Source organism: Synechococcus sp. RedBA-s (assembly GCF_024345495.1).
Lineage (GTDB): Bacteria > Cyanobacteriota > Cyanobacteriia > PCC-6307 > Cyanobiaceae > Regnicoccus_A.
This window is the reverse complement of the sequence record NZ_JAGQBF010000033.1, coordinates 1-23,943: the sequence shown is the minus strand read 5'-3', so window position 1 is coordinate 23,943 and position 23,943 is coordinate 1. Positions and strand designations below refer to the sequence as shown.

Genomic DNA, 23,943 nt, shown 5'->3' with positions numbered 1-23,943 from the left:
GCATTCGCTGCTGGCGTCAACCGGAAGAAGTGTGGATCAACAAGCCACCAGAGGACTCAGAACCGATCCTGGCGCTACCATTAATTCGGGTTGCCTGAGTGGCTGCCAAGGAGTGTCACCTTCCCTGAAAGTCACCGCCTGCTGATGAGCTAAGCGGGTTGGAACATCGGCCGGGCTCTGATTCGCTTCAATCAATACCTCTGCTGGGTGCAGGGTGAAGGCTGGAGCCGGGGCCACGAGCAGCAACGGGCCCGCTGAGATCAGGCGCCCTGGCCAGCTGAGGAGGCTTGCTGATAGAGCTGCTCAAGGCGCTCACGGCTGAGGTCGATCACCATCACTTCCTCACCGGGATTGGGGGCTTCGGGGTGACGGCGACGGGGGGCCGGGACCTGCTGGCCACTGCGCAGGGTCTGGGTCATCAGGGCGAAGGCGCCGCCGAGGATCACTGCGAAGCAGACCATGTACAGCAGTGGGGCAATCACGTTGATGAGGGTGCTCATAGGGATCTCCGGCGTTCCCATCACCCTAGTGTAAAGAACTGTTAACTGTGGCTGGCTCCCGGCGCTCGCCCGGTCCCGGCTTCTGGGCGATCACCGCAAAGAAGGGGTCTCCATGCCCCCCCAGCCAGCCCAGCGGCCCCTCCGACCTGGTCGACTCTGCGATCAGCATCGGCAGCGGCCAGTCCTGAGCTACCAGCACCCGCATCACGTACTCCAGGTGATCCCGGTCACCGCCATCGGTCCAGATCTGGGGGGCCTTCTGCATGAACATCCGGTTGGAGAAGGCCACGATCAGCTGCCCCTGGGGCCGCAGGATCCGCAACAGCTCGGCCGCGATCGCCTCCGGTTGCTGCAGGTACTGCCACCCCGCCACGATCAGAACCGCATCCACGCTGCCCTCCTCCAGGGGCAGGTGCTGGTTGCGGTTGAGGTTCTGCACCCAGTGCTGATCAAGGCGCGGATTCGCCTCCAACTCCTGGGTATTGAGGCCATGGCCGATCACCCGCTCGTAGCGGACCTCCTCGGGCAGGTGGCTGACCCAGCTGCTCATCAGATCCAGCACCACCGCGCAGGGCGGGATCCGCTCGCGGTAGAGCGCCGTCAGCCGGTTGCGGAAGGCGCCGTCAAGGTGGTGCACGAAGCGGGGCTCGGCGTAGAAGGCGGCGTCATCGGAGCGGTCGAGCTTGAAGCGCTCCGCTTCGCTCAGCACCTGCACCACCATGGCTCACTCCTCAACGTCATCGACGCGATCCATGCTGGCCACAACAAAGCCCGATGGCGGAGCCACCGGGCGCTTGTCTGCGGAGCGGAAACCGCCCCACGATCGATCAGATCGTCGGATGGGCATGGAGACCATGCCGTTGCGCGTCTTCAGTTGTGTGTCCGTCGGCAGTGAAGCCGTCGGCAGTGAATCTGCCGGTGATGCGGTTGTTCAGGAACGGATTCGCTTGGGTGGGTTGATCAAGGGCGGAGCCGCTGACGCTGGCACCTGGGGCCAGGGTTCCAGTGGGGCTTCCCAGGGGGTCCGGGGCACCTGGAGCGGATGCTCGTGAACGGCGCAGGGACAAGGCGGCTGAAACCGCCGGGGAAACCAGTGATCCGATGAGAGTGTTGGAGCAGGGGCCGGATCGTCAGCGCACTCCTGGATGCTGCTCAGGGGGGGTGTCGTCCATCGTTTGGAGCCTCCGAATCCCGTTGCGTTCACTCTCCCCCCGGCGACCTGGGGGCACAAGGGGGCGGCCCTCAGGCGACACCGCTCGTCACGTCGGGACACCTGCCGTCATGAAGGGGGCGTCATGAAGGGGTCCCACGGCGGGGCCATCGGGAAGCAAGAACCAGTACATCTGCACTACTCTGGCGATCCCTGAGCGGTTGCCCATGACCACCGATCCAGTCGTTGGCGGAGCCACCAACCCAGCCGTCATCAGTGGCGGATTCAGCGAGCCGTTCACACCCCTGCCCCTGCGCGAGCGGCGCCGGGGCCTGCTGCTGCCCCTGGCCGGCGACAGCGTGGCGGCCGGCTTTCCCAGCCCCGCCGACGACTACGTCGAAACCGGCATCGACCTCAACGAACAGCTGATCGCGTGCCCCAGCAGCACTTTCTTCCTGCGCGTCAGTGGCGATTCGATGATCGGCGCCGGCATCCACCACGGCGACCTGCTGATCGTCGACCGCAGCGTCGAGCCCCGCCACGGCCGCGTGGTGGTGGCGGCGGTGGAGGGGGCCTTCACGCTCAAGCGCCTGGTGCGGCACCAGGGCCGGCTGCGGCTGGAGGCGGCCCATCCCGCCTATCCGCCCCTGGAGCTGAGTGATGCGGACGACACCCGCCTCTGGGGAGTCGCCATCCACGTGATCCACCCGCTCTGAGGGCGCCGATGGCCTGGGCCACCGTGCTGATCGACGGCAACAACTTCTACGCCTCCTGCGAGGCGGCACTCGATCCCGCGCTGATCGGTCGGCCGCTGGTGGTGCTCTCCAACAACGACGGCTGCATCGTCGCCCGCAGCGCCGAGGCCCGCGCCCTGGGCATCGCCATGGGTACGCCCTACTTCCAGGTGAAGCGCGAGCTGGAGCGCCTCGGCGTGGTGGTGCGCAGCTCCAATTACGCCCTCTACGCCGACATGAGCCAGCGGTTGATGCTCACCCTCGAGCCCTGGGTGGAGGAGCTGGAGATCTATTCGATCGATGAGGCCTTCGGCCGGCTGCGCCGCCCCGCCGCCGGCGACCTCAGCGCCTGGGGGCACGCCCTGCGCCAACAGGTGCGGCGCCACCTGGGGCTGCCGGTGGCGGTGGGGATCGCCCCCTCCAAGGTGCTCGCCAAGCTGGCCAACAAGCTGGCCAAGGGCGATCCGGCCCACGGCGGAGTCTTCGATCTGGGGGCCCTGGCCGATCCTGACCCCTGGCTGGAGGCGGTGGCGATCGAGGACGTCTGGGGCATCGGCCGCAAGCTCTCGCGCTGGTGCCGCCTACGCGGTGTGGCCAATGCGCTGCAGCTGCGCGAGCTGGCCAGCGGGGAGCTGCGCAGCAAAGCCGGCGTGGTGGGGTTGCGCCTGCAGCAGGAGTTGCGGGGCCACAGTTGCCTGCCCCTGGTGGCGGCCCCGCCCGCCAAGCAGGAAACCTGTGTGAGCCGCAGCTTCAGCGAACCGATCCGCGAGCTGGGCCCGCTGCGCGAGGCGATCGCCACCTACCTCAGCCGCGCTGCCGAGAAGCTGCGCCGCCAGCGCCAGCGCGCCGGTGCCATCACCGTGTTCGTACGCAGCAGCCCCTTCAACCGCACCCGCTTCTACGCCAATGCCGCCACCGTGTCGCTACCGCTGGCCAGCAACGACACCGCCGTGCTGCTGGCCGCCGCCCTGCCCCTGGCCGAGCTCCTGTTCCGTCCCCACAAGCCCCTGCAGAAAGCCGGTGTGCTGCTGCAGAACCTGCAACCGCTGGAGCAGCTGCAGCGCCATCTGCTCACGCCGCTGCCACCGGAGCAGCAACGGCGCCGCGAGGTGCTGATGGCCACCATCGACGGCCTCAACCGCCGCTACGGCCGCGGCACGGTGCAGTGGGCCGCCTGCGGCCTGCAGCCAGCCTGGGCGATGAAGCGCCAACGCCTATCGCGTGCTGCCACCACCCGCCTGGGCGACATTCCCGTGGTGCACAGCGGTTGACGGACACCTCCCGCTGGCGAGGGCCCGGCAGCCATTCAGCTGCGGTTGCGGGGCGGCTGGTCGCTGCCGGCCAGTAGCAGGCGCTCCCACTGGCCGAGCTTCCAGTAGCCGGCGCCCGCCAGACCGGCCACACCCACGCCGGCCACCAGGGCCAGGGGGGTCTGGAACCAGGCGATCGCCAGCAGCGCCAGCCAAGCCACAGGGACCAGCAGCGGCCGCCAGCGCCGGATCTGACGCAGGGCGCCGGAGCAGCTGCGGCAGTGGCGGGTGTGGCTCTCGTAGCGCTCCACCAGGGCGCTGCGGCCCAGACGCGGCGGCAGCGGCTGATCCGGGAACGGCTCGCCCGCCCCACTCACCACCCAGTCGCGCAGGGCCTTGACATAGGTATCAGCGCCGGTGGCCAGGTAGCAGGTGCGGCTGATCGCCGCACTGCCGCCGCGGGCCTCCAGCACCCGCTCCTGCCAGTGCAGGAAGATCTGGTCGTCTTCCAGCACCACGTGGTTGCCGATGTGCTGCAGCCACTGGGGGCGCAGGCGCAGCAGCCGACCCGGCCAGGGGGAGTCGAACTGGAACGGGAAGCGGGCGAACAGCCGGCACTCCCCGGGCCGGGTGGGGGTGGCATAGACTACGGTGAGGATACGGGCGAAGCCCCGGGCTGTGAGGTCGTGCCACATCAGGCCCGGTGCCAGGAAGGTGGTGAACTGGCTGCCGAGCTTGCCCCGGCGCGGGCCCTCCTGCCAGACGCCGCTGAACCCCCCGGGGCCGGCCTGCTCCAGCCGCAGTTCCACCGGGCCGGCCGTTTCACGCCGGCCCACCGTGGCGTGGTGGGTGAAAGGAACGTGGCTCACATCGAGCACGTTCTCCAGCAGGGTGAGGGCGTCGTAGGGGAGGTCGCGGAAGGTGTCCTGCACCAGCCAGCCGGCCTCCGTTTCATCGAGGACGGGAACGAGGGGCAGGGGCACCGCGCCGGCCGCCTCGGGCACGCCGGCGAACACGAACAGCATCCCCTGGCCGGTGGCGGTGGCGTAGGCGCGGCAGGAGTTGCGCCGGTCGCTGGGCTGGCTGCCCACGCTGGCCTGGGGAATGGCGGTGCAGCGGCCCTGGCCATCGAAGCTCCAACCGTGATACGGACACTCCAGCTCACCGGCGCCATTGAGCCTCCCCTCGGAGAGCGGCGCCAGCCGGTGGGGGCAGATGTCGGCGAAAGCCCGCCACTGGCCCGCTTCCGTACCGGAGCCGGCAGCCGCGCTCCGATCGAACCAGAGCACCAGGTCGTCACCCAGGAGGGTGAAGCCAGTGGGCCGAGCCGGATCCAGGTCCCGCAGATAGGCCACCGGATACCAGGCGTTGCGCCAGGCCAGGCTCTGCTGAGCGGGAGCCGTGGGAAGGGTTTCGGCGCTGGCGCTGATCACAACAGAATGTGCATGCAAAGGGGATGGTGGCAGGCCCGGGCCGGCGACGGTGGAGCGCAGCGGGGAGTCAGGGGGGGCAAAGCGGCGGCGGAGCGCTGGCCGAGAGGGAGAGGGGGGTGGACCTCCCCTTTCTGCTTGGACAGAACCGCTTCTGTTTCCCAGTTCAACAGCACATCGCCTTGCTTGCGCTTGATGAACAGATCGGTGGCCTCGTGGGCGTTCTTGGGCAATACGTCGGCATTCTTCTAGGCACCCGTGATGAACCTGCGGGCCTGAGCTTCCGAGCCCCCCGAGCGGGTGATGGCGCCCCAGAAGGCCAGGAAGTTCCAGCGGGAGCCACCAGAAGTCTTCGGGTTTGCCGTGACCACGTCAACGTTTTTGTTGTCGAGTTCTCGCCAACTGTTGATTTTCTTGGGATTGCCAGGACGTACGAAAGCCACCACGGTCGAGTTAATGGGTGTGGAGTTGTTCGGGTTTTCGTTTTCCCAGCCTGGTTTGATCAGGCTTGCTTGCTGGATCTTGGTCACGTCAGCGGGCATGGCCAGGCTGACCACATCGGCTTCCAGTCCATCAACCACCGCGCGGGTCTGGGAGCCGGTATCCGCCGTAACTGCCCTTGAACGTAACGGTCTGCGACTTAGGCGCCTGCTGGGCCTCAGCTTGAGAGGCGTTGAAGGTGGTGGCAGCCACCACGGCCAGGGGCAGGGCAGCGAGCCCCGTCAGCAGCAGCTGCCGTCGACGCAGGGGTGCGGGAGAAGAAATCCTATCCACGGTACGGCGATCGGGAAATTGCACAAGGTAGGCTCATTGCCGCCTGGGTCGGTGTGGCCCGGGGCACAGAGGCGTGTGGATCTATTTCCTATCTGCTAACCGTTCTTTCTGGTAGGCTTGCTGAGCGATCTCGATCCAGCCATGGCCTTCAGCGCCAAAATGGAATATGGACTTGTGGCTTTGATCGACCTGGCCGCGGCTTTTCCCTCTGGAGAGCTGGTGCAGGTGGGTGAGGTCAGCCGCCGCCATGGGCTGCCCGAGCGGTATCTCGAGCAGATGCTCACGGCACTGCGCAAAGGGGGATACCTCAACAGCATTCGTGGCCCCCGGGGCGGCTTTCAGTTGAGCAGGCCACCAGAGCAGATCACCATCGCGGAGGTGGAGGAGTGCCTGGAAGGCGAAGCACGTTCTGAACGCCAGGGCGATCGCCAGGATGCCGAGTTTTGCGTGCTCAAGGGCCTGGCCCAGCGGGCCGAGCAGGCCCGGGCAGCTGTGCTGGAGTCCACCACGTTGGCCCACCTGCTGCTGGAGCGGGACAACCTGCAGCAACCGGCGCCGATGTTCTACATCTGAGACCAAGGCATCCCTGTTCGTGTGTCTAGAAATATCGGTACACCTATCTGAATTAGTGCATACTTCAGGCCAGTTGCGTGCCCGCCATGGGCTGTTGCCTGCGAATGCCCCTGCCGGTTGCCTTGTCAGTGCCCGAACAACAGCCCAATCGCCCGCCAAACCGGTGACGTCTTCTTTGCTCAAGCAGCCCTTGCAGTTCACGCTCCATCCCAAGGACATCCTTCCTGAATGGATGAGCTGGCGCCTGCATGAGGCCTATGCCCCCTGCGTCAGGAAAGAAGTCCGCTCGGTCTGACCCATCCACCAGGGGGCCAACCCGACGACCATGAAACCGATCTATGACACCGCTGTGCGCGACCAAGTCCGCCAGCGCATGAAGCCCGCCCAACCGGGAGAGCGTGGCCGAGATCGCCAGTTCCACTGGGATCACGACTCAGACCCTCTACAACTGGCGCTGCCAGTGGCAGAAGCAGGGTCTGCTCGTGCCGGCCACCACCAAGCCGCCGTAGCAGTGGATCGCTCTCGACAAGCTGGCCGATGTGATCCAGGCTGCCGGCCTTGGCGACCCTGAACTGGGAGCCTTTTGCCGTGAGCGGTGCCTCTACCCCAATCAGCTGGCCCGCTGGTGGCAGGCCGCTGAGGATGCCAATGGCCCCAGCGCTTCGAGCATGGCTAATCAGCGTGAACTTGAACGCAAGAATCAGGATCTGATTCGCCAGAATCGTCGCTTGCAATGCGAATCAGAAAAGAAAGAGAAAACATTATCGAAGGCGGCAACATTGCTGTAGTGGAACGCTTCCGCGAAGCGATTGATCTCAATAAAGCTCGATCAGCTGTGGCCACTGGACGAGGATAAATGATCCCTCCAGAGAATAGAAAACAGCTGATAGAAATATTCCGAGAAGGTCTCAAAGAAGGAGCTTCTGCCACGTCGTTTGCAGATCTGATCGGTATCTGTTCCCGCACGCTCCGGCGTTGGGGCATTGCGTTCCAGACTCACGGATTCAGCCAGGATCGCCGAAAGGGTTCTCCGAGAGAAGTGGTGCACCGTTTCAGCGCAGAGGAACGGCAGCACGTGATTGAGATCGTCAACGATCCGCGATTTGCCGATCTTACTCCTGCTCAGATCGTGGCCGTCCTTGCCGAGGAGCAAATCTATGTGGGTTCAGAGTCCACGATCTACCGCATCATGCGGCAGGAGAGTCTACTGAACTACCGTGGCAGAACCCACCTGCCGCGAGCGCCCAGGGAGGTGCCTGTGCTGGAAGCAACAGGCATCCATCAAGTGCTGGCCTGGGATATCACCCTCCTGCCCAGCCCTTTGAAGGGGCAGTTCTTCTACCTTTATATGGTGCTGGATGTTTGGAGTCGGCGTATCCTCGGCGAGCATCCCGCCCCCTGAACGGGTACGCGCAGCCTTAGGCTGGGGGTCATGCTGACAAGTAGCGAATGCTGGCTTTTGTTCTGGCCTCTTCCTTAAACGCATCCGTGGTCAAAGCCAATCCCCCAGGCTCCCCCTGCAGCATCACTCAGGAGGTGGTCGGGACGGCGCCTTCAGACATTGTCCAGAAAATGTTTGCTCAGCACTTCGACGCGCCATTGAACCGTGTTGATTGCCGAGACAATGGGCTCTGCTATCAGAAGTGGGGTAAAGACTGCAAAAATCCCAATCTCTGACGGGTCGGCGTGACAGGGGCGCAGGCTGACCCAACAAAGGCACCCAGCTCAGTCCCCACCGCCCGAGGCTGCGCCGTGGCCTATCGCCTCTTCCTCGAGTCGGGTTGGAGACCCTGGGGCGTTCAGCCCTGAGCACACGGGCTTGCCAAGGCAAGCCGCCTGACGGCAGGGATGGTCCGGATCACCGATCGATGTCCGTCGATCCCCTGAACGACAGCACATCGTGGCGTCCTCTGCACCAGATCACTCAGCAATCACCGAGGCGTGAGACGCCTGTGGCACTCATCAGTACAGCTGCTTCTCCACCTTGGCCACCCGCGCCGTCTACTCATTCACCGGCTTCCCGGGCACGGCTGAACGCCATCTCTACTTCCACCACGACGGCTACCCCACTGGCGCAGCCTGGCGCTTTGCCACCGCTCTGCGTCACAGCCACGAGGCCTCAGCCTTCCTCGCTTCCTTCCTCAGCACCCAGCCCAGGGCGGAGGCACTCACCAGCGCTGAGCAGTCCGCCGATGCCGAGTACCGCTACCAGGTACGGCTGCTGGAGAGCCCCGAGTCCCGCCTGCAGGTGGCGTGCTGGCGGCGGCTTCAGGGGGACTCCAGCTGGCAGCCCCGATGCGGACCCATGGCCCTGGCGGTGTTCATCCAGCGTTTCCTGCCCGGGGAGCTGCCCTGATCAGGCCAAGCGGGAGCTCACAGCGCCTCAGCCCCTCGGCGCATTCGCCGCGCATCAGCAAGCCTGAGCCGCCCCAGATCAACCGCTGGTGCAAATCGAGGGCTCCCGCGCCCAGCTCCCGCAGCGGCTCAAAGCCCAGCCGGCGGAAGTAGCGCACCAGCCGGCGGTGCTGGTGCTCGTCGTCGCGGATGGCCAGCAGCGCGGCGCGGCGGCAGGGGGTGTGCTCCAGCGCCCAGGCGAAGGTGGCAGCCCAGATCAGCGGACCCACCAGGGCAGCGGCCGGCTCGCCGCGCGGCACCTGGATACGCAGGGTGTCGAGATGGAGGCCATCTGGCAGCGGAATCGCCCAGCCCTTGAGCTCCCCCAGCAGCTGGGGTCCGCCCTCGGGGCCGCAGCGGGCCACCCCCACCCGCAGCCCCCGCAGCACCGCGGGCCCACTCAGCTGCAGGCGCAGCAGCAGCCCCCGCGCCGCGCCCCATGCCTCCAGTTCCGCCAGGGTGCTCATGCTGGGAACGGCTCCCAGGCCAGCACCGCCGCCAGCGGCAGCGGCCCCCAGATGTGGGGGAACAGCTCAACGCTGCCGGGGGCCGGCTCCTCCTCCACGGCAATGCCGGCGGCCGCCAGGCGCCCGGGATCGATGGTGAGCAGCAGCACCTCGGCCGCATCGGCGTAAAAGCGCTGGTGGGTGGCGGCGAGCTGATGGCTGTGGCTGGCGTGGATGAAGCCCACCTCCTCCAGGCTCAGGCCGCGGCTGGAGCGGCGGTAGACCCCCTCGCTCCTGGCGACGCGCCATTCCGGGGCCAGGGCCAGGTGATACAGCCAGCGCGGCGAGCACCAGGCGGCTCGCGGTGCCCAGGGCGGGGCCATCACCGCCGAGAGCTCGGGGCTGGAGAGGAACCGCTCCAGCCAGGCCTGCACCGCAGTCAGACCTGGCGCGGCATCGAACCTCTCCGGATCCACCAGGCGGAACTGGCGGACGAACGGCAGCAGGGCCAGATCCGCCAGGGAGGGTCGATCCCCCAGCTGGGGCAAGTGGGCGTTCCAGTCGCGCAGGATCGTCAGGGCCGCCGCCCGGTGCTCCTCGGGGTCGGCGCCGGGGTGGCGGTCGGCGTACTTGAAGCGGTCGAGGTGGTGCTTGAAGGGACCGTCGTTGCTGGCGATCAACGCCTCGATCATTGCCCGCTGGGCCGCGTGGCCCAGTGTGTCGGCCCGCCGCAGCAGATCGCCGAGGTCGTGGTGCTCCAGGGCCCAGCGCATCACCGCCAGGCTCTGATCGATCACCGAGCTAGCTCCATGGCTCTGACCTGCTGAGGTGCCATCGGCTGGCAGCACCAGCACCGGCACCGTGCCCTTCGCGGAGGCCTCCAGCAGTTCGGGGGGCTTGGCCTTCAGGTTCACCTCCCGCAGCTCCAGGTCACGGCCGGGCCGGACCCCCGCCGCCGCCAGGGCCAGCCGGGCCCGGATCGCATAGGGGCAGCGGCGGAAGCTGTAAAGGATCGGCTGATCTGCCATGGGCACCTACAGCACCCCCCGCTCGATTTCCTCGAGGTAGAGGAAATCGGGAGACTTCACCCCCGCCCGCTTGCGAATCGCCACCAGCTCCTCGGATTCGAAGAAGGCGCGGGCCCGCTCCAGAGAACTCCAGGCGGAGAAATGGACCACCGTGTCGGTGGCGTCATCGAAGCGCAGCAGCTGGTAGCTGATCTCCCCGGCGGACTTGCGCATCCCTGCAGCCTGATCGAACACCGCTTTCCAGGCGTCGTAGTGGGCGACGGCATGGATGATCAGCACATGGGGCACAGACCGCTTCACCAGGGCGCCCCATCCTTGCGGCTGAAGCTCCAGCCGCTGTCAAGCCACCGGGCCTGCAGGTCGTCGTCGGGATAGTCCACCTGATCGCCGGGGGTGCGATCGCCGATCTCCAGCAGGATCACCGCCTCGGCGCTGCGGTTCACCAGGTGGTGCGCATTCCCCCGGCCCGCCGCGAAGCCAGCCGCCATCCCCGGGGCCAGCTCCAGTTCCCCCTCGTCGGTGATCAGGGTGGGATGCCCCTCCAGCACGTACACGAATTCATCCTGGAGGCTGTGGGCATGGCGCAGGGCCGTGCAGCCACCCGGAGGCAGCAGGGTCTGGTTCACACCGAACCGGCGCAGGCCGAACAGGTCGCCCAGCACCCGCTTCTCCCGTCCGGCCACCCGCGCCGCGAAGGGGGCCGGATAGGCGCTGGCCCGCTGGCGTGGCGGCACCGCGCTCGCCAGCACGGCCCTGGGCTGCCGGTCGGGCTCCACCCAGCCGCGGCGGGCTTCCAGCGACCACAACCGCTCCGGCGAGTAGGCCGCCAGGGGCCAGGCCGGATCCGCCAGGGGGGAGGCCAGCAGCAGTTCTAGTGACTCCGGCAGCGGTAGCTCCTGATGGCGGGCCTGGTGAGCGGCCACCGCCCGCAGGAACCACTGGGTGAGGGTCTCGTGGTAACCGGAGCTGTCGCTGTTCGGGGTGCCGGTGGCCTCGTTGTAGGCCCGGATCCGCTCGCGCAGATGGACCAGGGCCTGGTCATGCCCCCAACGGCCCAGGCTCACCAGCGCCACCAGCAGGTGGGCCTGGTGGGTCCAGTGCGGGCGGGGCAGGCTGCCGTTCTCAAAGGCGGCCACGACGGCCTCGATGGCCTCAGGCCTCGACCACGACGCCATCACCGGATCGGCCATGGGCCCCTTCAGCTGGTGAACACCTGGGCGATGTGAGCCTGGCCCCGCCGCTCAGCCAGCTCCACCTGGCGCTGGCGTTCCACCAGCTGGACGCGGCGCTCCGGGGAGAGACCAGCGACGCAATGGCGGCAGCTCACCCCCGTCACGTAGCTCGCCAGCTCGCGGTCGCTGGGGGAGAGGGGCCGGCGGCAACCGTGGCAAAGGCTGTGCTCGCCGGGCTCCAGCTGGTGATTGACGGCCACCCGCTGGTCGAACACGAAGCATTCGCCGTGCCACTGGCTGCTGGGCTCGGGCACCTGCTCCAGATAGCGCAGGATCCCGCCCTCCAGGTGATGCACCCCCTCGAAGCCCTGCTCCAGAAGATGAGCGGTGGCCTTCTCGCAGCGGATGCCACCTGTGCAGAACAGCGCCAGGGCCTGGGGGGCGTGCTCCGCCACCAGGGGGCGCAGCACCGTGTCAACCCAGTGGGGGAAATCAGCGAAGCGCTCCAGGCCCGGATCCATCGCCCCCTCGAAGCTGCCCAGCGCCACCTCATAGGCATTGCGGGTGTCGATCACCAAGGTGCCGGGATCATTGATCAGTTGATCCCACGCCGCGGGCGATACGTAGGTGCCCACCTGCTCGCTGGGCCTGGCTTCGGGGCGGCCCAGGGTCACGATCTCGGGCTTGAGACGCACCTTCAGCCTATGGAAGCTCGGCCGCTCACTCCAGCTCAGCTTGGCCTCCAGATCCGCCAGGCGGGGGTCGGCGCGCAGGTGTTCCAGCACTGCCGTCACTCCCTGCTCGGGGCCGGCGATCGTGCCGTTCAAGCCCTCCTCCGCCAGCAGCACCGTGCCCTTCACTCCCTGGTCCGCGGCCAGCTCGAACAGCAGCGTGCGCCAGAGCGGCAACTCGGCGGCCGTGAAGGTCACGAACTTGTAGAAGGCGGCGATCCTGGCCCTCAAGCCGCCATCTCCACACTGACTCCCGCCGCCGCCAGCAGCGCCCGGTCGGAGGCCACATCGGGGTTGCCGGTGGTGAGCAGGGTGTCGCCATAGAAGATCGAATCAGCCCCCGCCTGCAGGCAGAGGATCTGGGCCTCACGGCTGAGCTGCTCACGGCCGGCACTCAGGCGCACCCGGCTGAAGGGCATCAGGATGCGGGCGGTGGCCACCATGCGCACCAGCTCGAGCGGATCAATCGGCGGCTGCTGCTCCAGGGCTGTGCCCTCCACCGCCACCAGGGCGTTGATCGGCACGCTCTCGGGATGGGGATCGAGGCCGGCGAGCACCTGCAGCAGACCGGCGCGGTCGTTGACGCTCTCCCCCAGGCCGATGATGCCGCCGCAGCAGAGGGTGATGCCCGCCTGGCGCACCCGGGCCAGGGTTTCCAGCCGCTCCTGGTAAGTGCGCGTGGTGATGATCTGCCCGTAGTGCTCGGGGCTGGTGTCGAGGTTGTGGTTGTAGGCGGTGAGGCCCGCCGCCGCCAGGCTCTCGGCCTGGGCGTCGCTGAGCATGCCGGCGGTCACGCAGGCCTCGAGGCCCAGCTCACGCACACCGCGCACCATGGCCAGCATCGCCTCGAAGGGGGCGCCATCGCGGATGTCGCGCCAGGCCCAGCCCATGCAGAAGCGATGGGCCCCCGCCGCCTTGGCGGCCCGGGCCCGAGCCAGCACCGGCTCCACCTCCAGCTCCGGCCGCCCGCTCACGTCGCTGCTGTTGTGCATCGACTGGGGGCAGTAGGCGCAGTCTTCCTCGCAGCCGCCGGTCTTGACGCTGAGCAGGGAGGCGAGCTGCACCCGGTAGCCGGGGTTGGCGGCCCGGTGCACCCCCTGGGCCCGCCAGAGCAGATCGATCAGCGGCATCTCCAGCAACCCCTGGATCTCCTCACGGCTCCAGTCGTGGCGCAGGGCAGGGGCACCAGTGGTGCTGATGGCGGTGGCCGGGGTGGCAGCGGCTGAGGGGCGGGAGGTGGTGGTCAACGGGGCAGGGAGTGGAAGGGGAGAGGGTCAGGCGTCGGGGAGAAGCAGGGGCTCAACTCCCCCGAAGCGCCGCTGGCGACCCTGGTAATCCAGCACAGCCCGCAGCAGGGCCTGTTCGTTGAAATCGGGCCAGAGCACATCGGTGATGTGGATCTCGGCGTAGGCCAGCTGCCAGAGCAGAAAATTACTGATGCGGTACTCGCCGCTGCTGCGGATCAGCAGGTCAGGGTCCACCTCACCTGCGGTGAGAAGCTCGGCCTCGAAGTGGGCTTCATCAATGGCGGCGGGATCGAGCTCACCGCGGGCCGCCTGTTCCGCCAGACGCCGGGCCGCCTGCACCAGCTCCCGCCGGCCGCCGTAGTTGGTGCAGATGTTGAAGTGAATGCCGGTGTTGGCGGCGGTGCGGGCCTCGGCGGCGGCAATCCGCTCCTGCAGTCCCTCCGGCAGCTGCTCGAGATCGCCCAGGAAGCGGATGCGCACGCGCTCCCTCTCCAGGGCCTGCAGCTCGCGGGCGAGCACCCGCTCGAACAAGGACATCAGGAAGGTGACCTCCTCTCCGGGCCGGCTCCAGTTCTCGGTGGAGAAGGCGTAAACGGTGAGGGCACCGATGCCCCAATCGCTGCAGAGCCGCAGGGTGCGCTTGAGCGCTTCCACTCCCTCGCGGTGACCCATCATTCGCGGCAGGCGCCGCCGCCGGGCCCAACGGCCGTTGCCATCCATGATCACGGCCACATGGGCCGGCAACCGGGCGGGATCCAGGCAGGCCGGCAACAGCTCGGAGGGCTGGGCGGAAACCTGGATCGGGTCGGTGGTCGCCGGGGAGCGACTCATGCGCGGGATTCGGGCGTGTCCTCGGCCACGGTACGTCCCGTGGGAAGTGGCACCACCGAACCGCCCACAGCCTTGGCCGGGGGTTTTGTAGAGGAGGGGGTCAGGGAAGCCGTGAGCAACTCCCGCAGACGACTGCTGGTGATCGGTCGCTCCAACTTGCCCTGGCGCGCCAGAGAGAGGGTGCCGGTCTCCTCGGAGACCACGATGCAGAGGCAGCGGTCGAAGCGCTCGGTGATGCCTAGGGCCGCCAGGTGGCGGGTGCCGTAGCGGGTGATGCCCTGGCGCGAGAGCGGCAGGATCACCCCTGCCGAGAGGATGCGGCTGCCGCGCACCAGCAGGGCGCCATCGTGCAGAGGGGTGTCGGCGGCGAACAGGTTCAGCAGCAGATCCACCGAGAGCATGGCGTCGAGCTCGATGCCGGGGTTGAGGAAATCCTCAGGGCGCAGATCACTGCCCAGGTCCACCAGGATCAAGGCGCCGCGGCGGCCCTGGGAGAGGCGGCCAGCCGCCTCGGTGAGCATCGCCACCGCCCCCGACATCTCCTGATCGACCCCCTGGTTGCCCAGCAGCACGTCGAGTCGGCCGGTCCCCAGCAGCTCCATCAGGCGCCGCAGCTCCCCCTGCCAGAGGATCGCCAGGGCCAGGCTGCAACCCAGCACCACCGCCTCCAGCAGGCGGGTGGTGAGGGGCAGGTTGGCGAAGCGCTGGACCACCCAGACCAGGGCCACCAGGAACAGCCAGCCCCGCAGCAGCCAGAGGGTGCGGGATTCGCGCACCCGGGCCAGCAACAGCATCCCGAGGGACGAGGCGAACAGCAGATCCAGCAGCAGGCGCAGATCGAGGAGCCTCAGCCAGACCACAGATCCCTACAGCACTGTGCTCATGCTATCGGCCGAAAACGTTCTGGCAGCACGTCGTGGAGCAGCAGCTCGTCTGGTCGCTCCCGCCGCTGCACCAGCTCCGCCTGACCCCCGTGCACCAGCACCGCCGCGGGCCTGGGGATGCGGTTGTAGTTCGAAGCCATCGAGGCGTTGTAGGCGCCGGTGGCGAAGACCACCAGCAGATCGCCGCTGCTGCTGGCCGGCAGGGCCAGGTCCTTGAGAAGCACATCACCGGATTCGCAGTGCTTTCCCGCCACTGTGACCGTTTCCGTGGGCGTGGCCGTGGGCCGCTCCGCCAGCACCGCCGTGTAGCTCGATTGATAGGTGATCGGCCGGGGATTGTCGCTCATGCCCCCATCCACCGAGAGGTAGGTGCGCAGGCCGGGGATCTGCTTGCGGCTGCCGATCGTGTAGACGGTGAGACCGGCGGTGGCCACCAGGGAGCGCCCCGGTTCACACAGCAGCCGCGGCAACTCCAGATCCCGCTCGCGGCAGGCACGCACCACGGACTCGGCCACGCCCTTCACCCACTCCTGGATGGTCGGGGGATCGTCGGAGCTCACGTAGCGGATGCCCAGGCCGCCGCCCACATTCAGGTCGGTCACGGGGTGGCCGAGGGAGCGGGCCAGGGCCAGGGCATCGGCCATCACCCCAGCCAGATCACGGTGGGGCTGCAGCTCAAAGATCTGCGAGCCGATGTGGGCATGGAGCCCTGTGAGCCGGGCCCAGGGACAACTGGCCAGACGGCGCAGCACGGGGTCGAGCTGGTCGGGGTCGAAGCCGAACTTGCTGTCGAGGTGGCCGGTGCGGATGTACTCGTGGGTGTGGCACTCGATGCCGGGAGTGAAACGCAGCATCAGCGGCACCACCCGGCCGGCGGCGGGGGCCAGCTCGGTGAGGCGCTCCAGGTCGTGGTCGTTGTCCACCACCACGGTCACGCCGTGGGCCACCGCCAGGGAGAGCTCCTCATCTGACTTGTTGTTCCCATGCAGCACGATCCGCTCAGGCGGCATGCCCCCCTGCAGAGCCGTGAGCAGTTCACCCGCTGAGACGGCATCAAGGCCGAGGCCTTCGGAGGCCACCAGGGCACTGAGCATCAGGCTGCTGTTGGCCTTGGAGGCATAGAGCGCCAGGGATGGGCCGGGATAGTGGGCGGCGAGGGCCTCGCGGTAGGCCCGGCAACTGGCCCGCAGCGTGACTTCATCGAGCACGTACAGCGGTGTGCCGTAGCGGCGGGCCAGCTCGCCCAGGTCACAGCCACCCACCTGCAGCTGCTCGCGGTCGTCGAGGGCTGAGGTAAGCGGCGTGAGATTGCGGTTGGGGCTGAGCGAATCAGCGTTCAACTCGAAGGGGCGCGTCGCCGCGGTGACGGGAGAAACGGTCATCGGCGCCATCCTTGGATCGGTGTCCTGCTTGAAGACAATCGTAAGGATGAACCTCGAAGCGGCAGGGCCGGGGGAATTCAAGACGCGGCGCCTGGAGCCCGACCACGCTGAGGCCTGCCACCAGCTCGATCGGCTCTGCCGCCCCCAGGGCTGGGACCTGAGCCAGTGGCACCAGGAGCTGGAGGCCCAGGAGCAGGCGGCTGCCGAGCGCTGGTTGCTGGGTGTTCTCTCTGGATCTCAGCTGCTGGCCGTGGCCAGCGGCTGGCTGATTCTCGATGAGCTGCAGATCCTGCTGGTGCTGGTGCACCCCACCCAGCGGCGGATCGGCCTGGCCCGAAGGCTGATGGGCGAGCTGATGCGCCAGGGGCGAGAGCGGGGTGCCAGCGCGGCCAGCCTGGAGGTGGCCGCCGGCAACACCGCCGCCCTGGGGCTCTACGCCTCGCTCGGTTTCCGCAGCACCGGCCGTCGTCGCGGTTACTACCGCAATGGCCAGGATGCTCTGATCCAATGGTGCCAACTCAAGGGCTGCACCGGATCGTTCGGCCCGTACTGAGTGCAACTGCGCTGGCTGGCGTTGATGAAGGTGCGGATTGCCGCCCTTTGTTGATTCGTAAGGCCGTACGAATTCAGGCCTGAATGTGTGGCAATTGAGCCGGAACACCCCAGTGGTGCCAGCCGATTCGCCAGAACTCAAGTCAGAATCACGCACACCCTCTCAGCCCTGATAGGTTGGTGTGACTTGCACAGGCACCGCAGATGTTCGAGCGGTTTACCGAGAAGGCCATCAAAGTGATCATGCTGGCCCAGGAAGAGGCCCGAAGGCTGGGTCACAACTTCGTGGGCACTGAGCAGATCCTGCTGGGCTTGATCGGTGAGGGCACTGGTGTGGCCGCCAAGGTGCTCAAGTCGATGGGGGTCAATCTCAAGGACGCTCGGGTCGAGGTCGAGAAGATCATCGGCCGTGGTTCCGGCTTCGTGGCAGTTGAAATCCCCTTCACTCCCCGCGCCAAGCGGGTGCTTGAGCTGTCCCTCGAGGAAGCCCGCCAGCTTGGGCACAACTACATCGGTACCGAGCACCTGCTGCTGGGCCTGATCCGGGAAGGTGAGGGCGTTGCTGCCAGAGTTCTGGAGAACCTTGGCGTCGATCTGGCAAAGGTGCGCACCCAGGTGATCCGCATGCTCGGCGAAACCGCCGAGGTCACTGCCGGCGGTGGTGGCAGCAAAGGCTCCACTAAAACACCCACCCTCGACGAATTCGGCAGCAACCTCACCCAGCTCGCCGCCGAGGGCAAGCTCGACCCCGTGGTGGGTCGTCATAACGAAATCGATCGCGTCATTCAGATCCTCGGGCGCCGCACCAAGAACAATCCGGTGCTAATCGGTGAGCCCGGTGTCGGTAAAACCGCCATCGCCGAAGGGCTCGCCCAGCGCATCATCATCGGCGAAATCCCCGACATCCTCGAGGACAAGCGGGTTCTCACCCTCGACATCGGCCTGCTGGTGGCCGGCACCAAGTACAGGGGTGAATTCGAGGAGCGCCTTAAGAAGATCATGGAAGAGATCCGCAGCGCGGGCAACGTGATCCTGGTGATCGATGAGGTGCACACCCTGATCGGAGCCGGTGCCGCCGAAGGAGCCATCGACGCCGCCAACATTCTCAAGCCGGCCCTGGCCCGGGGCGAACTCCAGTGCATCGGCGCCACCACCCTCGACGAGTACCGCAAGCACATCGAGCGCGACGCAGCTCTGGAGCGCCGCTTCCAGCCGGTGATGGTGGGAGAACCCTCCGTAGTCGACACCATCGAGATCCTGCGCGGCCTGCGCGAGCGCTACGAGCAGCACCATCGCCTCAAAATCAGCGATGAAGCCTTGGTGGCCGCCGCCACCCTCGGTGATCGCTACATCTCCGATCGCTTCCTGCCCGACAAGGCCATCGATCTTGTGGATGAAGCCGGCAGCCGCGTGCGCCTGATGAACTCCAAGTTGCCACCGGCGGCCAAGGAACTCGACAAGCAACTGCGGGGCATTCAGAAGCAGAAGGAAGATTCCGTCCGTCAGCAGGATTTCAGCAAGGCTGGAGAACTGCGTGACAAGGAAGTGGAACTGCGCGATCAGATTCGCTCGATTCTTCAGGCCCGCCGCGACGAAGAACCCAGCCTCTCCATCGCCGTGGAAGGATCCACTGAAGCCGTCGCCGAGGCAGAAGCCAGAACCGCTGCCGACAATGCCCTGATCTCCTCCAGCGGCGAACGCCCTCCGGTGGTCACCGAAGAGGACATCGCCCAGATCGTGGCCTCCTGGACCGGTGTTCCCGTCCAGAAGCTCACCGAAAGCGAGTCTGTGAAGCTGCTGAACATGGAGGAGACCCTGCACCAGCGCCTGATCGGTCAGGACGAAGCCGTCAAGGCCGTCTCCAAGGCCATTCGTCGCGCCCGGGTGGGCCTGAAGAACCCCAATCGCCCGATCGCCAGCTTCATCTTCTCCGGTCCCACCGGCGTCGGCAAAACAGAGCTCACCAAGGCCCTGGCTGCCTACTTCTTCGGCAGCGAAGAGTCGATGATTCGTCTCGACATGTCCGAGTTCATGGAGCGGCACACCGTCAGCAAGCTGATTGGCTCTCCTCCTGGATATGTGGGCTTCAACGAAGGCGGTCAGCTCACCGAAGCCGTGCGCCGACGTCCCTACACCGTGGTGCTCTTCGATGAGATCGAGAAAGCCCACCCCGATGTGTTCAACCTGCTGCTGCAGCTCCTTGAAGACGGTCGACTGACCGATTCCAAGGGCCGCACGGTGGACTTCAAGAACACTTTGATCATCATGACTTCGAACATCGGTTCGAAGGTGATCGAGAAAGGCGGCGGTGGCCTCGGCTTCGAGTTCTCCGGCGCAGCGGTTGAGGAAACCCAGTACAACCGCATCCGCTCGTTGGTTAACGAGGAGCTGAAGCAGTACTTCCGCCCTGAGTTCCTCAACCGTCTCGATGAGATCATCGTCTTCCGGCAACTCACCCGCGACGAGGTCAAGGAGATTGCCGAGATCATGCTGCGCGAGGTGTTTGGGCGCATGCAGGAGAAGGGCATCGGCCTCTCAGTCACCGAGGCCTTCAAGGAGCGCCTCGTCGAAGAGGGCTACAACCCCAGCTACGGAGCCCGTCCTCTGCGGCGAGCCGTGATGCGCTTGCTCGAAGATTCCCTGGCGGAGGAATTCCTCTCCGGGCGTCTGAAGGACGGCGATTCGGCCCTGGTCGACGTCAACGACGAGAAGAAGGTGGTTATCCGCCACCAGACCGTGGTTGCGGAGCCGGAACTGGCTGCTGCCAGCGTCTGACGCCTCGATTCGATGGTGACAGACCTCAGTCAGCATGCGATAGCCCCCGCCCGCCTGGTGCGGGGGCCTTCGGCCTGGATGGCCTCTCTCGATTCCGTTCCCTCACTGTGCCGCCGGCCGCTGCTGCTGGGCCGCAGCCAGGCCACCGCACACTTGCGCCAGCGGGCCTGGGCTGATCTCCAAAGCCTCGCTCTGGAGCCCGTTTCTGCCGAGCTTCAGTTCGATTGCTGCGAGATCGATCTGCAGCGCCTGGCAGCCGAAGCCCAGGCCGGCCGCTGCGACGGGGTCATCGCCATGGGCGGCGGCAAGGTGCTGGATGCCGGCAAGCTGCTGGCCCATCGCCTCGGCCTGGCCTGCATCACGGTGCCCACCAGCGCCGCCACCTGTGCCGGCTGGACCGCCCTGGCCAACTTCTATTCAGCCGAAGGCGCTTTCCACTCCGATCTGGTCCTGGATCGCTGCCCCGACCTACTGATCTTCGACCACGATTTGGTGCTGCAGGCTCCTCATCGCACCCTGGCCAGCGGCATCGCCGATGCCATGGCCAAGTGGTATGAGGCCTCGGTGAGCAGCGGTGCGAGCAGCGATGGCCTGGTTCAGCAGGCCGTTCAGCAGGCCCGGGTGCTGCGAGACCAACTCCTGCTGGAGGCTGGTTCGGCCATGGCCGAGCCTGGGGGCGACGCCTGGGTGCGGGTGGCTGAAGCCTCGGCGCTCACGGCCGGCCTGATTGGCGGCCTCGGTGGTGCCCGCTGCCGCACCGTGGCCGCACACGCCATTCACAACGGCCTCACCCAACTGCCCGCCTGCCATCACCTGCTGCACGGTGAGAAGGTGGGCTTCGGCGTGCTCGTGCAGCTGCGGCTGGAGGAGTTGCTCGGTGGCCACCGCCTGGCCAGCCAGGCCCGCCGTCAGCTGATTTCCTTCTTCCGGGCCCTGAACCTGCCGGTGAGCCTCGAAGACCTGGGCCTGGCCGAGGCCAGTCTCAACGACCTCAACAGCGTCTGCGCCTTCGCCGTTCGTCCCGGCTCCGACCTGCACCACCTGCCCTTCCCCGTGGGCGCCAACGACCTGCTGACCGCCATGGTGAGCACTACAGCTGAGTCGAGGCCGGCGGAGAGCAGCCAGATCGGCGAAGCCCAGCTCTGCCCAGAGACCCGTCCTTGAGCCGCTTCCCCCAGGCGGAGTGGTGCCAGGGTCCGGAGTTGATCGCCAGAGCCGCCAGCACCCTGCTGGACCCCCAGGGCCGCGATCTGGCTGGACGAGTGCAGTGGTGGGAGCTGCCGGGCTTCAGTGGGCGCTGGCCCGTAGCCGTGCTTGGAGAGGGCGAACCCCTTCTCCTCCTGCATGGTTTCGACAGTTCCCTGCTGGAGTTCCGCCGGCTGGCGCCCCTGCTGGCGCCCCGCTTTCGCCTCTACATTCCCGACCTCTTCGGCTTCGGCTTCTGCCCTCGGCCCGCAGCTGGGCGCTACAACCCCAGAGGTGTGCTTGACCACCTCACGGCCATGGTGGAGCGGATCGAGGCAGCCTCAGCCTCAAACTCACCACCGCCCTTGGGCGTCATCGGCGCCTCCATGGGCGGATCTGTGGCGGTGGAGCTGGCCCGGCGACTGCCTACACGGGTAGACCGGCTACTGCTGCTGGCACCCGCCGGTCTCACCGGACGTCCCATGCCCCTTCCCCCCCTGCTGGATCGCCTGGGGGTGAAGTTTCTCGCCCTGCCGGGGGTGAGGCGCGGTCTTTGCCGCCAGGCCTTTGCCGACCCTGCATCCAGCGTTGGGCCCGCCGAGGAAGAGATCGCTTCTCTGCACCTACAGGTGATTGGCTGGGGCGAAGCGTTGGGTCGCTTCGCCCGCAGCGGAGGCTTCGCCGGCTGTGGCGAACCCCTGCCCCCACAGCCCCTCAAGGTGCTATGGGGAGCCGATGATCGGATCCTGAGGCAGCCGCAAAAGCAGGCCGCTCTTGCCCTGCTGGGCAATAGGGTCGAGGAATTGACTGCCTGCGGCCACCTTCCCCACTTAGACCGACCCGAGGCCGTGGCCGCCGTCTGCTGAAGACAGAGGCGGCCGAACGGCCCGCTGAATCTCAGCTCACCAGAGGCCGCGGATGGGCTCAGCCTGGGGAATGGGCTGAACGAAGGGCTCAGGAGCTGGTTGCGGGGCAGGCTCGGGGGCCGGGGCCGGGGTCACCACCACTGGCTGGGGAGCCGGCTGTCCGAAGCGGTAGCGGAAGCCAAGCTTGGCGCCGAAGTCGTTGTAAGAGTCGTAGCGGACATCATCGCCATCGAATCCGGAGGCGCCGGAGTAGGTGCCCTCAAGGTAGACGTCGCTGACCTCGCTGACGCCATAGCTGACCCCCAGCTTGGCCTGCCAGCCGAAAAGGCCCACATTGGCACTTCCGGTGGAAGCGCTTTGGCCGTTATCGGAGATCCTGATGCGGGGTGTGCTCAGGTTGGTGTAACCCAGACCGCCACCGATGTAGGGAGTCCAGCGGCTGCCGGTGCTGATGTCCCAGTAGCCACTGGCGAAGATGTCGTTCTTGTTGATGGAACCTGAGGCGCCGACGTCGTAGGTGTTCCCGTCGGCCGAGAACGACACCTCATTGACACTTGAGCTGGTATAGACGTAACTCAGCTCGGTACGAAACGCGCCGAAGTCGTAGCCAACCGCGAGATCGCCGGAGAAACCGCCGCCGAAACTGAGATCGCCATTGACATTCTCGAAACCGCGATTATCCAGGTTGCGGGTGCGGAAACCCGTATCGGAGGGCCAAGCAGCGCCGAGACCCAGCCCGAGATACCAGCCGGTGGCCTGCTGATAGACAGGGGCTTCGCTGGTGCCGTAGCTCTGGGCAACGGTGGTGTCGGTCTTGGCGGCGGGCTCAGCGCTGGGGCTGAGGGCGATGGCTGTGCCACCGGGGGCAAGCAGGGCGGCCGCACCGGGGGCAACAGCCGAGGCGGGCTCGGCGGCACGGGCTGGGATGGCGAAGACGGTGCCAACGGCGCCGGCGGCAGCTGCCGCTAGTGCGACGAAGGAAATGCGGGAGTTCATGGTGAGCACTTTGGACATCTCTAATTTCTAGATCTGGATGTCCCATCCAAGGCATAACCCAACCAGACCTTAATCTGTCCCTCAGCTGACGCTGACAACCAGCCGGCGGTCAACTGACAACCAGCAGATCGGGATGGAACCCGTTCTGTTAGGAAAACCTTCCCGACCTCGCCCGCATGGCTGGAGATGAATCCGCACAGCCACAGCGATCGTCCAGCAGCGGCCCGTTGCTGCAACTGCTGGCCTCAGGCCTCCAGCTCTGGATCAGGAGCCAATGCGAGGCCGTCGAGAGCCTCGAGATCCAGTTGCATGGCACGGCCCTCAACCTGCTGCGCGGCCGCCTCGATGGGGTGAGCCTGATGGCCCGCAAGGTGGTGTACCAGGGGCTGGAGATCGAGCTGGTGGAGCTGCAGAGCGATCCCCTGAACATCCAGATCGGGGGGGTGCTGCGCGGCCAGCCGCTGCAGCTAGAGCACGCCTTCCTGATCCGCGGCACAGTGGCCTTCACGGCCGATGGCTTGAGCGGCTCCCTGAACCGTCCCCGCTGGCGGAACCTCAGCGACCATCTCGGCGAGCAGCTGCTGGGCCTGGGGCCCCTGCGCCAGCTGCGCATCACCCGGGGCATCCTGGTGGTGGCCGCAGAGGCCTACGGAGAACCCCAGCTGATCGAGCTGGAAACCATGCCCGAAGCCGACGGGGGCAGCGTCGTGATCCGCGACCTCAACGGACAGCTGCGGGGGCGCCTGCCGATGGATCCGAACATCCGCATCGAGCACGCCAGCCTTGAGGCCGACAGACTCCGACTTCAGGGCGAAGCTCAGGTCACCCCCTGAGCAGCCCTCAGCCCAGCAGCGGGATCAACAAGGTCACGAAGTAAAAGACCACCGCCGGGGTGAACAGGAAGCTGTCGATGCGATCGAGGATGCCGCCGTGGCCGGGGATGGCATCACCGGAATCCTTCACGCCCGCATCCCGCTTCATCATCGATTCAGTCAGGTCCCCCACCAGGGCGAACAGCGACACGATTCCCCCCAGCAGGCCCC

The 23,943-nt window shown here is 66.7% G+C and carries 28 protein-coding genes; 12 read left to right on the top strand and 16 right to left on the bottom strand.

Annotated features, from left to right (window positions below; all coding sequences use genetic code 11):
- Window positions 1–260 precede the first annotated feature (260 nt).
- On the bottom strand, window positions 261–500 hold the full coding sequence (locus tag KBY67_RS12460; protein ID WP_255111375.1) for a hypothetical protein: 240 nt from the start codon (window positions 498–500) through the stop codon (window positions 261–263).
- 25 nt (window positions 501–525) lie between these two features.
- The gene (locus tag KBY67_RS12455; RefSeq protein WP_255111374.1) at window positions 526–1,221 is read right to left on the bottom strand and encodes a class I SAM-dependent methyltransferase; all 696 of its coding nucleotides are present in this window, start codon (window positions 1,219–1,221) and stop codon (window positions 526–528) included.
- Between the two features lie 656 nt (window positions 1,222–1,877).
- Between KBY67_RS12455 and KBY67_RS12450 the strand changes: the two genes are divergently transcribed.
- Complete coding sequence (locus tag KBY67_RS12450) at window positions 1,878–2,366, top strand: LexA family transcriptional regulator (protein ID WP_255111372.1); 489 nt, start codon at window positions 1,878–1,880, stop codon at window positions 2,364–2,366.
- A gap of 8 nt (window positions 2,367–2,374) precedes the next feature.
- Window positions 2,375–3,655, top strand: a complete 1,281-nt coding sequence (locus tag KBY67_RS12445) for a Y-family DNA polymerase (RefSeq protein WP_255111371.1) — start codon at window positions 2,375–2,377, stop codon at window positions 3,653–3,655.
- A 35-nt stretch (window positions 3,656–3,690) separates the two neighbouring features.
- Here KBY67_RS12445 and KBY67_RS12440 read toward each other — a convergent pair whose 3' ends face one another.
- The 3 genes from KBY67_RS12440 to KBY67_RS12430 form a co-directional block, all read right to left on the bottom strand.
- A complete protein-coding gene (locus KBY67_RS12440; protein WP_399214426.1) occupies window positions 3,691–5,067 on the bottom strand; it encodes a Rieske 2Fe-2S domain-containing protein in 1,377 nt (458 codons plus the stop codon).
- A gap of 245 nt (window positions 5,068–5,312) precedes the next feature.
- Window positions 5,313–5,645 (bottom strand): substrate-binding domain-containing protein, encoded by a 333-nt coding sequence (locus KBY67_RS12435; protein ID WP_255111370.1) that lies wholly within the window; start codon window positions 5,643–5,645, stop codon window positions 5,313–5,315.
- Window positions 5,638–5,838 (bottom strand): hypothetical protein, encoded by a 201-nt coding sequence (locus KBY67_RS12430; RefSeq protein WP_255111369.1) that lies wholly within the window; start codon window positions 5,836–5,838, stop codon window positions 5,638–5,640. Before KBY67_RS12430 ends, KBY67_RS12435 begins: the two co-directional genes overlap by 8 nt.
- Before the next feature lie 117 nt (window positions 5,839–5,955).
- On the opposite strand from KBY67_RS12430, the gene KBY67_RS12425 reads away from it, so the two are divergent.
- From KBY67_RS12425 to KBY67_RS12405, 5 genes are all read left to right on the top strand, one after another.
- Window positions 5,956–6,411 (top strand): Rrf2 family transcriptional regulator, encoded by a 456-nt coding sequence (locus KBY67_RS12425; RefSeq protein ID WP_255111368.1) that lies wholly within the window; start codon window positions 5,956–5,958, stop codon window positions 6,409–6,411.
- A 398-nt stretch (window positions 6,412–6,809) separates the two neighbouring features.
- Entirely contained in the window at window positions 6,810–6,920 is a 111-nt protein-coding gene (locus KBY67_RS12420; protein WP_255111367.1) for a helix-turn-helix domain-containing protein, read from the top strand.
- Between the two features lie 30 nt (window positions 6,921–6,950).
- Complete coding sequence (locus tag KBY67_RS12415) at window positions 6,951–7,199, top strand: hypothetical protein (protein WP_255111366.1); 249 nt, start codon at window positions 6,951–6,953, stop codon at window positions 7,197–7,199.
- A gap of 68 nt (window positions 7,200–7,267) precedes the next feature.
- Window positions 7,268–7,813 (top strand): helix-turn-helix domain-containing protein, encoded by a 546-nt coding sequence (locus tag KBY67_RS12410; protein ID WP_255111365.1) that lies wholly within the window; start codon window positions 7,268–7,270, stop codon window positions 7,811–7,813.
- Window positions 7,814–8,395: 582 nt separating this feature from the next.
- Entirely contained in the window at window positions 8,396–8,767 is a 372-nt protein-coding gene (locus tag KBY67_RS12405) for a hypothetical protein (RefSeq protein WP_255111364.1), read from the top strand.
- Here KBY67_RS12405 and KBY67_RS12400 read toward each other — a convergent pair.
- The 9 genes from KBY67_RS12400 to lysA form a co-directional block, all read right to left on the bottom strand.
- The gene (locus KBY67_RS12400; RefSeq protein WP_255111363.1) at window positions 8,733–9,272 is read right to left on the bottom strand and encodes a hypothetical protein; all 540 of its coding nucleotides are present in this window, start codon (window positions 9,270–9,272) and stop codon (window positions 8,733–8,735) included. The genes KBY67_RS12405 and KBY67_RS12400 overlap by 35 nt on opposite strands.
- Window positions 9,269–10,279 (bottom strand): DUF952 domain-containing protein, encoded by a 1,011-nt coding sequence (locus KBY67_RS12395; protein ID WP_255111362.1) that lies wholly within the window; start codon window positions 10,277–10,279, stop codon window positions 9,269–9,271. Before KBY67_RS12395 ends, KBY67_RS12400 begins: the two co-directional genes overlap by 4 nt.
- 6 nt (window positions 10,280–10,285) lie before the next feature.
- A complete protein-coding gene (locus KBY67_RS12390; RefSeq protein WP_255111361.1) occupies window positions 10,286–10,579 on the bottom strand; it encodes an antibiotic biosynthesis monooxygenase in 294 nt (97 codons plus the stop codon).
- Complete coding sequence (locus KBY67_RS14790; RefSeq protein ID WP_315855586.1) at window positions 10,576–11,469, bottom strand: cupin domain-containing protein; 894 nt, start codon at window positions 11,467–11,469, stop codon at window positions 10,576–10,578. Before KBY67_RS14790 ends, KBY67_RS12390 begins: the two co-directional genes overlap by 4 nt.
- Window positions 11,470–11,477: 8 nt before the next feature.
- Entirely contained in the window at window positions 11,478–12,413 is a 936-nt protein-coding gene (locus KBY67_RS12380; RefSeq protein WP_255111360.1) for a rhodanese-related sulfurtransferase, read from the bottom strand.
- A complete protein-coding gene (bioB, locus tag KBY67_RS12375; protein ID WP_255111378.1) occupies window positions 12,410–13,357 on the bottom strand; it encodes a biotin synthase BioB in 948 nt (315 codons plus the stop codon). The genes KBY67_RS12380 and bioB overlap by 4 nt, the downstream gene beginning before the upstream one ends.
- Before the next feature lie 99 nt (window positions 13,358–13,456).
- Window positions 13,457–14,260: an isoprenyl transferase gene (locus KBY67_RS12370; protein WP_255111358.1), complete on the bottom strand. Its 804-nt coding sequence runs from the start codon at window positions 14,258–14,260 to the stop codon at window positions 13,457–13,459.
- Window positions 14,257–15,120 carry a diadenylate cyclase CdaA gene (gene cdaA / locus KBY67_RS12365; protein WP_255111357.1) on the bottom strand — a complete coding sequence of 288 codons (864 nt, stop codon included), beginning with the start codon at window positions 15,118–15,120 and terminating at the stop codon, window positions 14,257–14,259. The genes KBY67_RS12370 and cdaA overlap by 4 nt, the downstream gene beginning before the upstream one ends.
- A 20-nt stretch (window positions 15,121–15,140) precedes the next feature.
- Complete coding sequence (gene lysA / locus KBY67_RS12360; protein WP_255111356.1) at window positions 15,141–16,526, bottom strand: diaminopimelate decarboxylase; 1,386 nt, start codon at window positions 16,524–16,526, stop codon at window positions 15,141–15,143.
- 46 nt (window positions 16,527–16,572) lie between these two features.
- Between lysA and KBY67_RS12355 the strand changes: the two genes are divergently transcribed.
- The 4 genes from KBY67_RS12355 to KBY67_RS12340 all read left to right on the top strand — a co-directional run bounded on the left by KBY67_RS12355 (window position 16,573) and on the right by KBY67_RS12340 (window position 21,904).
- Window positions 16,573–17,079, top strand: coding sequence for a GNAT family N-acetyltransferase (locus KBY67_RS12355; protein ID WP_255111355.1), 507 nt, complete (start codon window positions 16,573–16,575; stop codon window positions 17,077–17,079).
- A 203-nt stretch (window positions 17,080–17,282) separates the two neighbouring features.
- Window positions 17,283–19,853 (top strand): ATP-dependent Clp protease ATP-binding subunit, encoded by a 2,571-nt coding sequence (locus KBY67_RS12350; RefSeq protein ID WP_255111354.1) that lies wholly within the window; start codon window positions 17,283–17,285, stop codon window positions 19,851–19,853.
- 12 nt (window positions 19,854–19,865) lie between these two features.
- Window positions 19,866–21,017, top strand: a complete 1,152-nt coding sequence (locus KBY67_RS12345) for an iron-containing alcohol dehydrogenase family protein (RefSeq protein ID WP_255111353.1) — start codon at window positions 19,866–19,868, stop codon at window positions 21,015–21,017.
- Entirely contained in the window at window positions 21,014–21,904 is an 891-nt protein-coding gene (locus KBY67_RS12340; RefSeq protein ID WP_399214419.1) for an alpha/beta fold hydrolase, read from the top strand. Before KBY67_RS12345 ends, KBY67_RS12340 begins: the two co-directional genes overlap by 4 nt.
- Before the next feature lie 36 nt (window positions 21,905–21,940).
- On the opposite strand, the gene KBY67_RS12335 is transcribed toward KBY67_RS12340, so the two are convergent.
- Window positions 21,941–22,900 carry an outer membrane protein gene (locus tag KBY67_RS12335; RefSeq protein WP_255111352.1) on the bottom strand — a complete coding sequence of 320 codons (960 nt, stop codon included), beginning with the start codon at window positions 22,898–22,900 and terminating at the stop codon, window positions 21,941–21,943.
- A gap of 227 nt (window positions 22,901–23,127) precedes the next feature.
- Here KBY67_RS12335 and KBY67_RS12330 point away from each other — a divergent pair, with 227 nt between their 5' ends.
- A complete protein-coding gene (locus tag KBY67_RS12330) occupies window positions 23,128–23,733 on the top strand; it encodes a DUF2993 domain-containing protein (RefSeq protein ID WP_255111351.1) in 606 nt (201 codons plus the stop codon).
- A 7-nt stretch (window positions 23,734–23,740) separates the two neighbouring features.
- Here the strand turns inward: KBY67_RS12330 and KBY67_RS12325 are convergent.
- Window positions 23,741–23,943, bottom strand: a 203-nt coding sequence (locus tag KBY67_RS12325) for a phosphatidate cytidylyltransferase (RefSeq protein ID WP_255111350.1), incomplete at its 5' end; no start/stop codon positions are given.

Excerpts from the sequence above, each read along its gene's own strand:
- lysA (WP_255111356.1), bottom strand. The coding sequence starts at position 16,526 with ATGACCGTTTCTCCCGTCACCGCGGCGACGCGCCCCTTCGAGTTGAAC.
- KBY67_RS12410 (WP_255111365.1), top strand. The coding sequence starts at position 7,268 with ATGATCCCTCCAGAGAATAGAAAACAGCTGATAGAAATATTCCGAGAA.
- KBY67_RS14790 (WP_315855586.1), bottom strand. The coding sequence starts at position 11,469 with ATGGCCGATCCGGTGATGGCGTCGTGGTCGAGGCCTGAGGCCATCGAG.
- KBY67_RS12355 (WP_255111355.1), top strand. The coding sequence starts at position 16,573 with ATGAACCTCGAAGCGGCAGGGCCGGGGGAATTCAAGACGCGGCGCCTG.
- KBY67_RS12445 (WP_255111371.1), top strand. The coding sequence starts at position 2,375 with ATGGCCTGGGCCACCGTGCTGATCGACGGCAACAACTTCTACGCCTCC.
- KBY67_RS12460 (WP_255111375.1), bottom strand. The coding sequence starts at position 500 with ATGAGCACCCTCATCAACGTGATTGCCCCACTGCTGTACATGGTCTGC.
- KBY67_RS12400 (WP_255111363.1), bottom strand. The coding sequence starts at position 9,272 with ATGAGCACCCTGGCGGAACTGGAGGCATGGGGCGCGGCGCGGGGGCTG.
- KBY67_RS12450 (WP_255111372.1), top strand. The coding sequence starts at position 1,878 with ATGACCACCGATCCAGTCGTTGGCGGAGCCACCAACCCAGCCGTCATC.
- KBY67_RS12345 (WP_255111353.1), top strand. The coding sequence starts at position 19,866 with ATGGTGACAGACCTCAGTCAGCATGCGATAGCCCCCGCCCGCCTGGTG.
- KBY67_RS12350 (WP_255111354.1), top strand. The coding sequence starts at position 17,283 with ATGTTCGAGCGGTTTACCGAGAAGGCCATCAAAGTGATCATGCTGGCC.
- KBY67_RS12370 (WP_255111358.1), bottom strand. The coding sequence starts at position 14,260 with ATGAGTCGCTCCCCGGCGACCACCGACCCGATCCAGGTTTCCGCCCAG.
- KBY67_RS12335 (WP_255111352.1), bottom strand. The coding sequence starts at position 22,900 with ATGAACTCCCGCATTTCCTTCGTCGCACTAGCGGCAGCTGCCGCCGGC.
- KBY67_RS12455 (WP_255111374.1), bottom strand. The coding sequence starts at position 1,221 with ATGGTGGTGCAGGTGCTGAGCGAAGCGGAGCGCTTCAAGCTCGACCGC.
- KBY67_RS12395 (WP_255111362.1), bottom strand. The coding sequence starts at position 10,279 with ATGGCAGATCAGCCGATCCTTTACAGCTTCCGCCGCTGCCCCTATGCG.